The following is a 14,041-nucleotide window of genomic DNA, read 5'->3' on the forward strand; positions in this document are numbered from 1 at the left end:
GAACTGTTCGCATCCGGGGAAACATTGTCCGTATCCTGAGGAGAACTGCCCGCGTTTCGTGAAGAATTGTCCGCGTCATGAGGAAAACTGTCCGTTGTGCACATTTCAACAATAGAATTCTCATTTAATATAAGACTTTTGAAGCATTCCAAAAAAAATTTTCCAAATCCATGATAAAAGTTAAAAATATGGTAACACTATTCCTGAGAAATACAACATAGGAGGTACAAAATATGAAATTACTTAAATTACTAATGGCAGGGATTTTAGTATTAGGTACACTAGGAGCTTGTGCCACTGAAGAACAAGAACCAGATCAGGAGCAGCCAGATGATGGTGGCGGCGACACTGGTGAAGAGAACGGTGACATGGGCGGCGAAAATGGTGACAATGGTGGTATGGGTGAAAATAACGGAGAGAATGGCGACATGGGTAATGAAGAAGACGACATGATGCAAGATGACATGGACGACCCTGAGAATAATAAAGAAGAAGATCAATAAAAAACAGAAGCTTTCGCTCAAGTGGCGAAAGCTTCTTTCTTTAACTAAGCCTTAACATCCAAGCTATTACCTAAATTCGGGTGCGGGACTTGTGAAGATTGCATAAGCATTTGTAACCCCTCTGATTGAACCTCCATCTGTTCCTTAGCCTTACTCATCATCTGCACACCCACTTGTTGTTGCAGCTTAGCTTGACTCATGACTACTGATGCCGCTGCGACATCCATGCACATCACCTCACTTGAGTCTTTCCTCTAATATCGACATAATTTCTAAATGTTTAACAAAACAGGACTATATAACTAGAACAATAAGATAAAAGTTCCTTTATAGAACCAAATTTTTTAAGAAAAAATATTCAAATAATTATAAAATATTGTAAAATAATGTACGTATAGGAAAAATGTGATTCTAATACAAAGGAGGAGTTGTCATGGTAACGATTGAAAAGGTAGACCACTATTTTATAAACAATCATACGATGGTTATTTCACCTCATTATGATCCCATTTATCAGAGTAAAATAATAGAAGTCAACAGAACGATCCTCTCAAGACAAACACCGATACAAATCATTGACTCTTCCTGCATCGCACGAGGCGGGGCTACTCTGGACGGTCGAAAAAAAGCCATCGAATTTGTCACGAAGAAGAAAGTCATGATTCCAATACCCGTAGAACCTAGCAAAGGCATCATCTTAATTCCAACGATGAAAGTGCGCCACCCTGACTGCACATGGATTGCCTACTGTCACGTTAAGGATAGCGTGCCAATAGCAGGTAAAAAGGACGAGTGCAATGTCTTGCTATCGAACAACCAGACCTACAATGTCGACATCCCACCATCACGAATGCACAATCAGGTCATGCTAGCCGCCCACGTTTTCGGCTACTTTCTTAAAGATCGCTTCATCTCATAAAACACCTAACCCCAAACTTTTACTCGTAAAAGAGCGGGGAGGTGTTTTTTGCTTTAAAAGTAAGTATTTAAACTGAAATTGTTTATATGCTGCGCGGAACTGTTCGTATACTCTGTGAAACTGTTCGTATTAGAAGCTGAAGTGTACGCATTCTCTGTGAAATTGTTCGTATTCCTAGGTGAATTGTCCATATTTGAAGCCGAAGCGTCCGCATCTGGAAAGAAACTGTTCGTATTTTTGGTAGAACTGTTCACATTTGAACCCAAAGTGTCCGCATTTCCCTTAATACTGATCGCATTGACTTAGGATTTGTTCATAAACCACGTTCACAACATCTTCACATTTATCTATCCTTTTTGGTTGTATCTGCCATAAATCTTAAGTATATTAGAAAGTGACTGACTGGTCATTCTACGAGAAAAGAGGAGTCATTTTAATGAATGAAAAGAAGAAGCGAATCATTCAGGGAAGCATTGAGCTTTTTGCGAAAAAGGGCTTCCATACGACGTCGGTTCAGGAGATTGCGGACCAGGCGGGCGTTGCGAAAGGTTCGTTTTATAATTATTTTGAGTCAAAAGAAGAGCTGATTGTCTCCATCTATGACTACTACTATGCGACGATATTGGAAAGAATGAAAGAAGCACAGCAGGAGTCAGATTCGAGAGAGGCACTCATGAAACAGCTCCAGATTTACTTCGATTTTATTATAGAAAATAAGCCGCTCATCGTGATGCTTTTAAGAGATCAGGTGCCGCTTGGCCGCGATGCGGAGTCGTTTATCATTCAAACGCGCCAGCAAAATTTTAACTGGGCGAAGAACAATATCCTTTCGATTTATGGTGATTCCATCAAGCCTTACGAAAATGATGTGGCCGTCCTGTTAGAGGGAATGATCAACAGTTACACGAACTGGCTGGTCGTTGATGAAAGGACGATTGACCGCGCCGCACTGCCAAGGTTCATTGTTGGAAGGCTAGACGATATGTGCCAAGGCCTTATCAAAGAACAGAGTAGCCAGCCGATTCAAAGATTACCACAAGTGTTTGAAGAGCGCGCCTTATCGCTTACAAAAATAAGACAGAAAATACATAGCGTCGTGAAAGACGATTCGAATAAAGCCCTTGAAGCGCTGGACGTCATCGAACAGGAGCTGCAAAAAGACACGCCGCAGCACATTATTATCGAGTCGATGCTCGAACACCTGAGGAAATTCAGCGCCATAAGTGAGGAAGTTTTATCATTAGAAAAAACATTGGAGAGTGAAATACGATGAAGAGAACGATGATACTTATGTTGATTGCAATCATCAGCTTATTAGTTGCTTGTAATGATGAACCGGAAGAGGAAGAAACAGAAGCAGTTGCAACACCAGTTGAAGTTGACAAAGTCACACAAGACGATTTTTCAGAAACGAGAACATTTGCGGCACGCACGATGCCGAGCGACCAAATGCCTGTCGTTTCACAAATTGCAGGTGAAGTCGATGAGCTCCACGTTGAGCTAGGTGACACGGTTGAAGAAGGCGACGTCTTAGCAGAAATCGTGAATCCGCAGTACGGTCGCCGCGATTTAGAAGCGCCAATGGACGGTCAAATCCAGAAGCTTAACATGGCAGAGGGACGTATGGTGACAAGTGAAAATCCAGCAGCAGTTGTCGCAGCAATTGATCCATTAAACCTAACGTTTAACGTGCCTGCAGGTGAAGTAAAAACTTCTCTGATGACGATGAGATTAAGTTCATGATTTCACAACTTGAAAAAGAAGGCAAAGCAACAATAACGAATGTTGCAGAAACAGCGGGTGAAACTGGTACATTTGAGGTTCAAGCTGAAATTGATAACATAAAACAAAATATTTTAGCCGGAGTTTCCGCTGAAGTTTTACTAGAAAAAATTATCGCTGAAAATGTGTTGATTGTTCCAACTGAAGCGGTAGTAGACCGCGGTGAAGATCGTGTGGTGTTTGTCGCCAAAGAAGGCAAAGCAACGCAAGTAGCGGTTGAGGTCATCGGTATGCAGTCTAAACAAACGGCGGTTAAGCCTAAAGAAGAAGGTGCCTTAAGTGAAGGTGACCAAATCGTTGTTCGCGGACAGCTGACGTTATCAGATGGCCAAGATATTTCGATTAACGAGGAGGCTGAATAATGCGCCTCGTTAATTCATCCATAAAAAGACCAGTCGGGGTGACGATGATTGTACTTGCGATTCTAGCACTCGGCTTCGTGTCATTCCGAAATTTATCCGTCGATTTATATCCAGATATTGACCTGCCAATTGCGGTTGTGGCAACGAACTACGATGGCGCCGCACCGCAGGAGGTTGAAGAACTCGTCACAAAACCGATTGAATCATCGGTCGCAACGATTGAAGGGGTCGACACGATCCAGGCGCAATCACAGCCTGGGAATTCACTCGTCGTCCTCATGTTTTCAACCGACACGAATTTAGATAACGCTCTATTAAACGTACGGGAAAAAGTCGATCAAGTAAAAGGCTTTCTCCCAGACAGTGCAGGTGAACCGAACGTCCTGCGCTTTGACCCGCAGCAAATGCCAGTTATGTGGGTCGGCTTAACGGGTGACGATAAAGCGACCTTGCAAGATTATGCCGAAAACGAGATCCAGCCTCTTTTTGAACGGCAAAAAGGCGTCGGCTCTGTCGGCACCGAAGGCGGAGTCACCGAAGAAGTTCGTGTTGTGCTTGATCAGCAACGTCTGAACCAATACGGACTCTCGTCCCAGCAAGTTATGCAGGCAATCCAAGGCTCGAACCGGTCTGCATCCGCAGGGGTCATCTCACGCGGAACTCAAGAACTTCAAATCCGAATTTTAGGTGAATATGAATCACTTGAAGATATTCGCGAAACAAAATTCAAACACCGCAAAACGCAATGATCAATCTAGGTGACGTTGCAACGGTCGAGCGTGGCGTGACCGATCCGTCCGGCCATTCGCTCGTTAACGGAAAAGAAGCCGTGGTCATGAACATTTTGAAAAAGACAGACGGTAATACTGTTGCCGTGTCTGATGCGATTCGCGGAAAGTTAGATGAAGCACGTGCTAACTTGCCTGAAGGCGTTGAACTGAACGTTGTCTTTGATACAGCTGATTTCATCCGTATGTCGATTGATTCCGTTGTGCAAAACTTATTACTCGGTGCCGTGTTTGCGGTGTTAGTGCTACTATTATTCTTAAAAAGTTTCCGCGCAACACTGGTCATCAGTTTATCGATTCCAATTGCGGTGATCACGACCTTTACGCTGATGTACTTTACGGGTGAGACCGTCAACATCTTAACCATGGGTGGACTCGCGCTCGGAATCGGGATGATGGTAGACAGCGCCATCGTCATACTCGAGCACATCGTGACGTACCGGGAGCGCGGTTATTCAATGAAAGAAGCGGCTAAATTAGGCGCATCCGAAATCGCCCCAGCCGTGATTGCGTCAACGACTACGACCTTAGTGGTCTTTCTGCCGATTATATTCGTTGAAGGCATCGCATCTGAGATTTTTACACCACTAGCATTAACGGTCGCGTTCTCGCTCATCGCATCACTCGCAGCATCCTTAACGATTATCCCGATGCTGTCATCTAAGATGCTGAAAAAGTTAAGCAAAGGAAATGGCCGCCGTTACTGGTTCGACCGCTTACTTGGAAAAATTATTAACTTTTACCAAGGCATTTTAAAGCGCGCCTTGAAATTTAGAAAAACAAGTGTGATTGCGACGATTGTTGTGATTGCGGCAAGTTTAGCGCTCATTCCAAAACTTGGCCTTGCGTTCATACCTGAAGCGGACCAAGGACAAATTGAAATCTCGGTTGAAACACCATCAGGTACGAACTTAGAGTCCACGATGGATGTCGTAGACCAAGTGAATGAAATTATGTCCAAAGATGAAGAGTTAATCGAATCAAGTTTTACAACGGTCGGAAGCTCAGGCGGACAAATGGGCATGGGCTCAACGACAATAGTGCATCTTACATGATCCAGTTAGTGCCGAAAGATGACCGTGCCGAGTCCACCCAAGAAGTCATGAAAAAATGGGACTCACAAATCCAGGACATTGCCGGAGCTGACATTAATGTGAACGTCCTAGGAGCATCCGTCAGTGCTGGTGATCCTGTTCAAGTCGAACTAACAGGACCTGACCATGACGTGCTCCAGCAGCTCGCAGACCAAGTGGTGACTTTGATTAACGACATCGATGGCGTTCACAACCCGAGTTCATCAGCAAGCGAAGGCCGGCCAGAGATGCAGATTGTCGTGGATGAGAGTGTTGCCTCGCAGTACGGCATGACGCGCTCTCAGGTGATGGGCCAATTTCATCGAAACTAAACGGCCAGGTCGCAACCCAGTTTAGACAAGAAGGCAATGAGCTTGACGTGCGCGTGCTGCTTCCAAAAGAAGAGCGCGATTCATTAGAAGAAATCCGTGACTTGAAAATTGCAACGCCACAAGGAGAGCAGCTTAGACTAGAGACGCTTGCAACCATCGAGCAAGTCGAAGGACCAGCATCGCTAACTAGACAGAACCAGCAGCGCCGCGTGGTCGTCTCAGCAGGACTTGTCGGAAGCGACCTAGGAACTGTGACATCAGCCATTGACGAACGCCTTAGCGGACTTGAATTCCCAGAAGGCTATGGATACAATATCGGGGGGCAAGCCGAAGACATGCAAGAAGCATTTGGAGACCTAGCATTAGCCCTAGTGTTCTCAATCTTCCTAGTCTACGCCGTCATGGCCGTGCAGTTCGAAAACTTCCTGCACCCGTTTATCATCATGTTCTCATTACCAACGATGATCATTGGGGTTATTCTCGGACTGTTCGTGACTGGACTGCCGCTATCGATTCCGGCCTTTATAGGGGTGATCATGCTCGCCGGAATTGTCGTGAACAATGCCATCGTCCTCGTTGATTACATCAACATCTTAAGGCGAAAAGGCATTGAACGATTCGAAGCCATTATCGAAGCCGGCGCCAACCGTCTGCGCCCGATTCTGATGACATCACTCACGACGATATTAGGTATGATCCCGCTGTCAATCGGACTCGGAGAAGGCGGCGAAGCCCAACAACCACTCGCCGTGGTTATCATATTCGGGCTACTATTCTCGATGATCCTAACACTGGTGATTATCCCAGTCGTCTATACGTTGTTCGACGACCTAGCAGCGAAATTTACTAAGCGCAGTTAAATATGGAAACCTCCCGCCGCGGCGGGAGGTTTTTGTATTATAAAGGGAAAGTGTGCGCATCTGGGTGAAGTTTGTTTGTATCTGCGGGAGAAGTGTTCGCATCCGGGCGGAGTTTGTCCGTATCTCGGGGAGAAGTGTTCGCGTCCGGGCGAAGTTTGTTTGTATCTCGAGGAGAAGCTTTCGCGTCCTATCGGAGTTTGTCCGCATTTCGGAGTGAAGTGTTCACGTCCGGGTGGAGTTTGTCCGTATCTCGGGGAGAAGTGTTCGCGTCCGGGCGAAGTTTGTTTGTATCTCGAGGAGGAGTGTTCGCATCCGAGCGAAGTTTATCCGTATTTCGGAGTGAAGTGTTCGCATCCGGGTGGAGTTTGTTTGTATTTCAGATAAAATCATCCGCATTCAATAGGAATTCAAAAAATTAAGAAAATACATTTTTATAAAAATTAAATTTTCATCTTAGGAATCGTCTTGTTAGGTCAAATATCTACTAGAAAATTGAGTTTTTATATTAGAGAAAACCTAATTTTCTATACCTTGTGTCAGACAATTCCAGGTAGTATAACTAAGGTGTCAAGGTTAGTTGAAGGTTCGAGGATTCCATCAAAAATAACAAAACTCGTGTCTATGGAGTGTGAACAACCTGGCTCCGGGGAAGGCTAGGTACTTCTCTAATCTTGACAACTCCCTCTTAGAAAGAAGGCAAATCTGTTGTACGCGAATGATCAGCCGACCCCGATTAAATTATTCAAACAACTAGCAACGAGACGTAACTTAATCCCGAACCATCAAATTCAAACTCATTTAGATGAAGATATTGCAAAGTCAAGCTCAGGTTATTATGGTGAACTATCGATTGATTTTCATTTAAAATATATTTTGGAGAAGATCCCGAAGTTAAGTAACCTTCGAATGAAGTCGGAATTTATTCACTTTGAAATCGATACCCTCCTATTCTGCGTGAAGTTTTTACTCCTGTTACAAGTCAAGAATCTAGCAGGCGAAGTAACAATCGATCACCGAACTGGAATCATGAATCAAAAAGTGAGAAATGATGAAGTCGGCTACCAAGATCCGATTCTTCAGGTCGAAAAACACGCTAGACTTCTTACGAAATGGCTAAAAAGTAGAGGATATGATATCCCAATAGAAACATTAGTCGTCTTCACAAACAAAAATGTCATGATTCAACAAGGACCAATCCCATTAGATCCTAGAATTGTATCAGGCTACAAGCTTAGCCATGCTTATTATGATCTCAAAACGAAATATAAAGATAAACCTGACATTCAGAACAGGTTAAAGCTATATAGAGATCTCCAGCGTCACAATGAAATGTATGATATGAATCTATTAAAGGAATTGAATCTATCTAAAAAGGACTTTATCCCGGGTGCTTTTTGTAACTATTGTCATACAAAATCAATGCAGTATCGCAGGAACGGTTTCGAGTGTAATAATTGTAAGTACAAAAGCCAAACCGTGTTAGAGGAGTTTTTAAAAGATTACTATTTAATCTTTGGTCATGAGATCACTTCAGATACCCTAAGCGAATGGTTGAAAATTGATTTAGTCACCTCTAGAAGACTATTAGCAAAGCAAAACTTTAGAACTAAAGGACGAAACCCAAAACACACATTCTGAATTATGACTATCGAACTGATTTTAATTATTTAATAGAGTATAATAAAAGCTTATATTTAAGTAAAATAAGGTAGGCTCCCGGTTTTGCTGGGAGCCTTTTATATTGATTTTAGAAGGGAGCTTTTGCGCTTGGGCGCAAAAGCATCAGACTTAGATCCTATTTTTGAGGAATATGTCTGTATCAAGCAGTAAACTGTCCGCATTTCTGAGAGAAGTGTTCGTATCCGGGGATCAACTGTCCGTATCTAGTGATTAATTGTCCGTATTTTGGCTTGGATTGTCCGTATCTGAGAGTGTTGTGTTCGCATTTCAGCAAAAACTGTTCACATCAAGAGTAAAACTGTTCGCATCGCGCTTTAGATCTGAAGGTATGGCGCGAAAGTAATGCAAATCAACTACAAAAATTGTCTAAAACATAAAATTTTGTTTAAATTTAACTTAAACTATAGGAAAAAATGCCGATATAAGTTTTGGTAAGGTTAATTTCATGAACCGTTTTACCTATTAATTATAAAAAAGCTCCTTCGATAATAGCAAACCCATTGAAAGGTGGGGGCGCAAAGCCGCGGGTCTAAGGTTAATGAACTAAGACAGCCGGGTTGCCGAAAAGGATTGGATTATTCATAGTCTACCAATCTTTTTGGTGGGCTTTTTTATGTGAAATTTATTAAAAAAGGAGGACCGTCAACAATCAAATAAATTAGGGGGGAATTAAATTGAAATTTAGGACTATAGCCTTAATAGGCGCAATTATTATTAGTTTATTAGCTTTTAGCAATTCTAGTATCGCATCCGAAGACCAAATCAATTTAGAGAGCAATCTTGTTAATTGGACAATGGATGATGCGAACCAGGTTACTTATGCACTTACATCTGAAGGGAAATTACATAAAATCACTCATAGTTCACTAGCAATAAGCAAGACCACAACAGTAGGTACAAACCCTGCTGACCTTTATTTGTTTAATAACAAAATCTACGTTTCACTACCTAATACAAACAGCATAAAAGTGATCGATACCACAACGATGGAAACCACTAATACGATCACAACGAAATTAGAGCCTTACCATATTGCTGTTAATTCTACTCAACTCTTTTACTCAGACAACCATGAAATCTATGAAAAAAGTTTAGAAGATGGGACCGAAGCGGATGTCGTCATTCAAGGTGATACTTGGACGCCATTTAGCGAGCCTGACTTATATCTCGACAAAGAAACAAAAGTCTTATATGCAGCTGAACACGGTACATCAGGTTCTAGTCTTAAAGCTTTCTCAACTGAAGACTATTCATTATTTAGTCGAACGACTTATGGTGGGAGTTACGGTTTTCCATTTCCTAAAGGTAACTTCACCGTGGATGGAAACGATGTTTTTATGCAGGGCATAAATTTAATAAAACGACCTAGCGGAGATTCACGGTTTTTATACGAATGAATTCAGCAAAAGTAATTTAACAGGATCGAGACTTGCCAATATTATTGGCGCGGACGATCACTATGTCTATTCACAAGAAAGTGTCTTTGATCGTAATACATTCCGAATAGTTGGTACAATGCCGAGTAACATCACGCATGTTTTATCAGACGGACAACTGAGGCTCATGTACGATTCACAGAATAAAACGATCTTTAATAACCAGGACAATTATGCGGACCAAACTGCACAAACACAATTTAACAACAACAAACTAAGCCTAAACCAGCCAATAGACAAGTGGGTTTTTGACGAGCCAAATCAAAAAATCTACGCGATTTCCACAAGTGAGAATCAGCTATTAGTTATCAACGCTGGGACCATGGAAGTCATAGAAAGTAGATTTGTTGGATCTGCTCCGACAGATATAGAATTACTCAATAATAAGCTGTACATCGCACTAGCTGGAAGCACTAAAATTGCAACGACGAGCACCGCCCAGGGGTCAGCCGTTAATTACATCACGACCTTACAAAATCCATACGACCTCACAACAGATGGAACGAAAATCAATTATGCAACGTTAGATCAACACGTCACTCTATACCATATTGACCTTCAAACTAACACGGAACAAGCTTTAGAATTCTATGATACGAATAAGAATACGTACTATGAACCAGCCATTCATCTAGATTCTAGTAATAATTATTTATATGTAGGTGAATCAGGGTCTACAGGTTCAGATTTACTTGTGTTAAATCCTGAAACAGGTGAACACATCTCTGTATATGAATTTAGTTTTAGCCTACCAGAACGAGCTATTTTAATGGAAAATAACGATCTCTACTATGCTGGTCATAGATTTGATAAAACGAACATCACAAATAGTAAAGTCCAACTCTTTGAAAACAGAGACAAGCTCATTGCTATTTCAGATTCGTATATCTTCAGCGATCGAAAAATCTACAACAAAGAAACGAACCAGCCTATTTTCGAGTACCCAAGTGACATGACAGTTAATAGCGCTGCTGCTGATTCAAGCGGTAACATTTATCTATCAACTTCAGAAAATAACGCCATCTATAAATTTAAATCATTAGATGAATTACAAAATCGGATTGTTCAAAAACTCGCATTTACTCAGCACGATAATGGCTCATATGAATTCACATGGGATCAAGTGACTGGAGATGGTTACAAAATCTATGCTAAACATGAAGAGCTAGATAAATTTACATCAATAACAGACGCACCAGTAATAGCGCAAAATCTAAAAGTTACAAATGCTCAACTAAAACAATGGCTCGGCCGAGATGTATCATTTGAGTTAAAGCTCAATTCGGTAACGAAGAATCGGTGTCGATGAATACCATTCAGCATACATTTGAGGTCCCAACGCCTGTGATTACAGATTATGGATTAAAAGAAACACCTGAGAATTTAAGTGAATATGGCGCGGAAGCGTTTTTTGTTACGATTTGAGCAAGAGAAACTTATGGATGGCTTTAATGTCTATGCTTATTCGGAAGATCAAGAGGTAAATCAGAAGTTCGAGGTAGAAGAATTAACTCAGCCTGAGTTGTGGTTTGCGGAAGAGACCTATAACAAATGGGCTGGCAAAACAATGAATTTTGAAATCACCTATGTGGTTAATGGTCATGAATCTACAAAGTTCCGAAACAGTGTCACATACGTTTGAAGAAATTGAGGAAGATCCAGAAGAAGAAGGACCTATTGACCTCAAAGTGCCTAAAATAACGTTCCTCGGCTTCGAGGCGACTCCAGAAGAATTAAAAGACTACGGTGATATGTTCTTTGTATTACGATTTAATTTAGATGCCAAGGCAGAAGGCTATAAAATTTACGCCTATTCAGAAGATGGAGAAGTAGAATATTCACATAGATCTGACTATAGAGTCTCAAGAATTTCCTTTTTAGAAAAATTATATAACCGATGGGATGGAAAGTTGATGCACTTCCAAGTTTCCCAAATCATTGACGGTGTTGAATCAGAAAAATCAAAAGTGTCAACTTTCAATTTTGGAAAAGAAGTCGACCCAGAAGATGATACGAATGATAACTCAAGCGATTCAGATCAAGATGAAACAAAAAATAACTCTGACGATTCAGATACAACAGAAGAAGATGATACTAACCAGACAGATGATCGCACATCAAACAATAATAATTCAGAGACCGATGAAGATGAAACTAATCAAACCCCGGAAATAGTGACAGTTAAAGTTTCTAAAGTAAATGACACACATATTGTCACAGACGAAGCATTCGAGAATGTGGGAAGCGGAGATGAGATTAATATTGATCTTAAAGATGATGAAGAGGCGGATTCGAGTGTGTCCTTAACAAAGGAACAAATTGAGTATTTAAAAGAAAATGGAAACAAAATATCTGTTGAACGCGTCACGACTAGAATTACGATCCCGTCATCTATTTTTGAAGGCAATGAGAATGACACCGTCGTTCATGTTAATCGCTTAGAAAACGTCTTTGATGCCTTAAGTGACGTTTATGATTACACGATTAGTCAAGGCGATTCTACGATTAGTGAATTTAGTGAACCTGTTACAATAAGTTTTACAGTCGACCCTGAAAAGTTCAAAACCCAGATAACGTCAAGGTTTATTACTACAATGAAGAACGAGAAGAATGGGAGTTAATCGGCGGAACATATGAGGATGGCGTTGTAACAGCTGAGACAAACCACTTTAGTACTTATGCTGTATTTGAAAAAGAAGACCCATCTGATGAAGAAACAACCTCTGACTCATCTGAAGAAGATAGTCCAGAAGAGAACGAAGTAGCAGCAAGCGAACCTGATCAAGTTAGCAACAATTCATCATCAAGTGTTATTTGGTGGATGGTGTTTGGATTAGTTATTGTGGGCGCTGCATTCATAGTAGTACGAAAAAATTAAGAAACTAACATCTAAGAAAACAGCTCCTTAATAGGGGCTGTTTTCAATAAAGGAGAGTTATAATGAACGAAGTTGAAGTTAAAAAGATCGGTTTAAAAAGTGTATTTAAAGTGACGTTATACCTATTAGCATTACCACTATCTATCATGATTATCATAGGCTTAGTTGCAACTGTTATTGGAATATCAGGAGGAAACACTGAACTCATTGCAGTATTCGGCCCAATGATTATCTCACCATTTTCTTCATATTATTTTATGGCTTACTAAGCATGGTGATCGTGGCAGTATATAATCTCTTAGCTAAAAAAAATTTGGTGGTTTAAAAATTGAAGTAAATACTGACCAGTAACTTAGGGGGGCTTAAGCCCTTCTAAGTTTTTATTAGGCAAGGTCGTAAAAACTTCAATGGAGTGATCGTATCCGACTGTGAATTGTTTGTATTTCGAAAAGAAGTGTTCGTATCTCGTGATAAAGTGTCCGTATTTTCGCCTGAATTGTTCGTATCTTTATTAGTTGTGTTTGCATTTCAGCCGAGTTTGTCCGCATCGTGAGTAAGACTGTCCGCATTTTGCAGATTCTGTCCGGCTCTGTCGTATTAAGCATCTGTTAGACTCATAACTCTTTGACACCCTTCCCCAAATTAACCAAGCCAATATCCCTATTCTCGTCAATCTCTGTCGAACCTCCTCGAAATATTGAGCCTCATTATCTACAGAAAATTCCGACAAAATACATTAAGATAGAATTAATCTTTCATGGAGGTGGTAGGAATTGGTGAAAGCTAAACATGTGAAATGGTTGTTGATTGCATCTACCGTAGGACTAGCTATTGGTACAATTTATGCAAACACCAGCGAGAATCCATCGGTCTCGGCGGATTTGGAGGACAGGCCGGTGGAGATGATGAGCGAACCATCTCAGATTGTACAGTTAGAAGTGCCGAATGAAGAGGCGCTCGATCAGCTTCAAAGGTTAGGAATTGACTTAACGCACCGAGCAGAAATGAAGGATGGGAACTTTGAAGTTGATGCTGTTGTGACAGATTCAGATATTGATAGACTGTCGCAATATGGAATCACGGTCAAAGACACGCTCATGACGAGTGACATTTGGCAAGAGCGTGTGGATGAGCGCGCGCAGGCTTTAGAGGAGAAAAACCAAATCGAAGCAGAAGACGAGGAGCTTCAATTCTTGCGTGCCAATCACTTCACGAATCAATCAGAAACGTTTCTATATTTAGAAGTAAAATCTAGCGCGGGCGAGCTTTCGAGTACTAGCTTAACGGCTGACTGGGAAGGCAATGGTGACCCGATTACGTTAGAACGAAAATCGGATTTGGTGAGTATCTTTACCATTACCTCTCCATACCAATTGATGATGTACCTGAACAAATCACGGTTACGAGTAACTTAGGTAATGACGTTAC

General features: G+C 41.4%; 17 protein-coding genes and 1 riboswitch. Of the genes, 16 read left to right on the top strand and 1 reads right to left on the bottom strand.

From position 1 onward, the window contains the following. The first annotated feature begins 233 nt into the window (after nucleotides 1-233). Nucleotides 234-503 (top strand): hypothetical protein, encoded by a 270-nt coding sequence (locus tag JCM13188_RS15635; RefSeq protein WP_054754857.1) that lies wholly within the window; start codon nucleotides 234-236, stop codon nucleotides 501-503. A gap of 44 nt (nucleotides 504-547) precedes the next feature. On the opposite strand, the gene JCM13188_RS15640 is transcribed toward JCM13188_RS15635, so the two are convergent. After that, nucleotides 548-730, bottom strand: a complete 183-nt coding sequence (locus JCM13188_RS15640) for a YjfB family protein (RefSeq protein ID WP_054754858.1) — start codon at nucleotides 728-730, stop codon at nucleotides 548-550. A gap of 206 nt (nucleotides 731-936) precedes the next feature. On the opposite strand from JCM13188_RS15640, the gene JCM13188_RS15645 reads away from it, so the two are divergent. From JCM13188_RS15645 to JCM13188_RS15705, 15 genes are all read left to right on the top strand, one after another. Beyond that, nucleotides 937-1,422: a competence protein ComK gene (locus JCM13188_RS15645; protein ID WP_054754859.1), complete on the top strand. Its 486-nt coding sequence runs from the start codon at nucleotides 937-939 to the stop codon at nucleotides 1,420-1,422. A gap of 436 nt (nucleotides 1,423-1,858) precedes the next feature. After that, the gene (locus JCM13188_RS15655) at nucleotides 1,859-2,695 is read left to right on the top strand and encodes a TetR/AcrR family transcriptional regulator (protein ID WP_054754861.1); all 837 of its coding nucleotides are present in this window, start codon (nucleotides 1,859-1,861) and stop codon (nucleotides 2,693-2,695) included. Beyond that, complete coding sequence (locus JCM13188_RS15660; protein WP_054754862.1) at nucleotides 2,692-3,165, top strand: biotin/lipoyl-containing protein; 474 nt, start codon at nucleotides 2,692-2,694, stop codon at nucleotides 3,163-3,165. The genes JCM13188_RS15655 and JCM13188_RS15660 overlap by 4 nt, the downstream gene beginning before the upstream one ends. After that, nucleotides 3,162-3,566, top strand: a complete 405-nt coding sequence (locus JCM13188_RS15665) for an efflux RND transporter periplasmic adaptor subunit (protein ID WP_054754863.1) — start codon at nucleotides 3,162-3,164, stop codon at nucleotides 3,564-3,566. The genes JCM13188_RS15660 and JCM13188_RS15665 overlap by 4 nt, the downstream gene beginning before the upstream one ends. Next, nucleotides 3,566-4,315, top strand: coding sequence for an efflux RND transporter permease subunit (locus JCM13188_RS21485; RefSeq protein ID WP_369405098.1), 750 nt, complete (start codon nucleotides 3,566-3,568; stop codon nucleotides 4,313-4,315). The genes JCM13188_RS15665 and JCM13188_RS21485 overlap by 1 nt, the downstream gene beginning before the upstream one ends. Continuing rightward, nucleotides 4,312-5,409 carry an efflux RND transporter permease subunit gene (locus JCM13188_RS21490; protein WP_369405099.1) on the top strand — a complete coding sequence of 366 codons (1,098 nt, stop codon included), beginning with the start codon at nucleotides 4,312-4,314 and terminating at the stop codon, nucleotides 5,407-5,409. Before JCM13188_RS21485 ends, JCM13188_RS21490 begins: the two co-directional genes overlap by 4 nt. After that, complete coding sequence (locus JCM13188_RS21495) at nucleotides 5,406-5,759, top strand: efflux RND transporter permease subunit (RefSeq protein ID WP_369405100.1); 354 nt, start codon at nucleotides 5,406-5,408, stop codon at nucleotides 5,757-5,759. Before JCM13188_RS21490 ends, JCM13188_RS21495 begins: the two co-directional genes overlap by 4 nt. Next, nucleotides 5,744-6,619, top strand: a complete 876-nt coding sequence (locus tag JCM13188_RS21500) for an efflux RND transporter permease subunit (RefSeq protein WP_369405101.1) — start codon at nucleotides 5,744-5,746, stop codon at nucleotides 6,617-6,619. The genes JCM13188_RS21495 and JCM13188_RS21500 overlap by 16 nt, the downstream gene beginning before the upstream one ends. 705 nt (nucleotides 6,620-7,324) lie before the next feature. Beyond that, nucleotides 7,325-8,257 (top strand): NERD domain-containing protein, encoded by a 933-nt coding sequence (locus JCM13188_RS15675; protein WP_054754864.1) that lies wholly within the window; start codon nucleotides 7,325-7,327, stop codon nucleotides 8,255-8,257. 522 nt (nucleotides 8,258-8,779) lie between these two features. Next, a riboswitch (cyclic di-GMP riboswitch) is annotated at nucleotides 8,780-8,864 on the top strand. Nucleotides 8,865-8,973: 109 nt separating this feature from the next. Next, nucleotides 8,974-9,696: a YncE family protein gene (locus JCM13188_RS15680; RefSeq protein ID WP_054754865.1), complete on the top strand. Its 723-nt coding sequence runs from the start codon at nucleotides 8,974-8,976 to the stop codon at nucleotides 9,694-9,696. 118 nt (nucleotides 9,697-9,814) lie between these two features. Next, nucleotides 9,815-11,044 (top strand): YncE family protein, encoded by a 1,230-nt coding sequence (locus JCM13188_RS15685; RefSeq protein WP_054754866.1) that lies wholly within the window; start codon nucleotides 9,815-9,817, stop codon nucleotides 11,042-11,044. A 102-nt stretch (nucleotides 11,045-11,146) separates the two neighbouring features. Continuing rightward, nucleotides 11,147-11,377 (top strand): hypothetical protein, encoded by a 231-nt coding sequence (locus tag JCM13188_RS15690; RefSeq protein ID WP_054754867.1) that lies wholly within the window; start codon nucleotides 11,147-11,149, stop codon nucleotides 11,375-11,377. Continuing rightward, the gene (locus tag JCM13188_RS15695; protein WP_279401979.1) at nucleotides 11,337-12,356 is read left to right on the top strand and encodes a hypothetical protein; all 1,020 of its coding nucleotides are present in this window, start codon (nucleotides 11,337-11,339) and stop codon (nucleotides 12,354-12,356) included. The genes JCM13188_RS15690 and JCM13188_RS15695 overlap by 41 nt, the downstream gene beginning before the upstream one ends. A 319-nt stretch (nucleotides 12,357-12,675) precedes the next feature. Then, complete coding sequence (locus tag JCM13188_RS15700; protein ID WP_054754869.1) at nucleotides 12,676-12,882, top strand: hypothetical protein; 207 nt, start codon at nucleotides 12,676-12,678, stop codon at nucleotides 12,880-12,882. A 507-nt stretch (nucleotides 12,883-13,389) separates the two neighbouring features. Continuing rightward, nucleotides 13,390-14,028, top strand: coding sequence for a hypothetical protein (locus JCM13188_RS15705; RefSeq protein ID WP_054754870.1), 639 nt, complete (start codon nucleotides 13,390-13,392; stop codon nucleotides 14,026-14,028). Nucleotides 14,029-14,041 lie beyond the last annotated feature (13 nt).

Source organism: Piscibacillus salipiscarius JCM 13188, from assembly GCF_001311865.1.
In the GTDB taxonomy this organism is placed as follows: domain Bacteria; phylum Bacillota; class Bacilli; order Bacillales; family Alkalibacillaceae; genus Piscibacillus; species Piscibacillus salipiscarius.

Bases quoted from the DNA above. Each gene is read 5' to 3' on its own strand.
- JCM13188_RS15655 (WP_054754861.1), top strand. From the start codon at position 1,859: ATGAATGAAAAGAAGAAGCGAATCATTCAGGGAAGCATTGAGCTTTTT.
- JCM13188_RS15695 (WP_279401979.1), top strand. From the start codon at position 11,337: ATGAATCTACAAAGTTCCGAAACAGTGTCACATACGTTTGAAGAAATT.
- JCM13188_RS15660 (WP_054754862.1), top strand. From the start codon at position 2,692: ATGAAGAGAACGATGATACTTATGTTGATTGCAATCATCAGCTTATTA.
- JCM13188_RS15700 (WP_054754869.1), top strand. From the start codon at position 12,676: ATGAACGAAGTTGAAGTTAAAAAGATCGGTTTAAAAAGTGTATTTAAA.
- JCM13188_RS15635 (WP_054754857.1), top strand. From the start codon at position 234: ATGAAATTACTTAAATTACTAATGGCAGGGATTTTAGTATTAGGTACA.
- JCM13188_RS15645 (WP_054754859.1), top strand. From the start codon at position 937: ATGGTAACGATTGAAAAGGTAGACCACTATTTTATAAACAATCATACG.
- JCM13188_RS21485 (WP_369405098.1), top strand. From the start codon at position 3,566: ATGCGCCTCGTTAATTCATCCATAAAAAGACCAGTCGGGGTGACGATG.
- JCM13188_RS21495 (WP_369405100.1), top strand. From the start codon at position 5,406: ATGATCCAGTTAGTGCCGAAAGATGACCGTGCCGAGTCCACCCAAGAA.
- JCM13188_RS15685 (WP_054754866.1), top strand. From the start codon at position 9,815: ATGCCGAGTAACATCACGCATGTTTTATCAGACGGACAACTGAGGCTC.
- JCM13188_RS21490 (WP_369405099.1), top strand. From the start codon at position 4,312: ATGATCAATCTAGGTGACGTTGCAACGGTCGAGCGTGGCGTGACCGAT.
- JCM13188_RS15640 (WP_054754858.1), bottom strand. From the start codon at position 730: ATGGATGTCGCAGCGGCATCAGTAGTCATGAGTCAAGCTAAGCTGCAA.
- JCM13188_RS15665 (WP_054754863.1), top strand. From the start codon at position 3,162: ATGATTTCACAACTTGAAAAAGAAGGCAAAGCAACAATAACGAATGTT.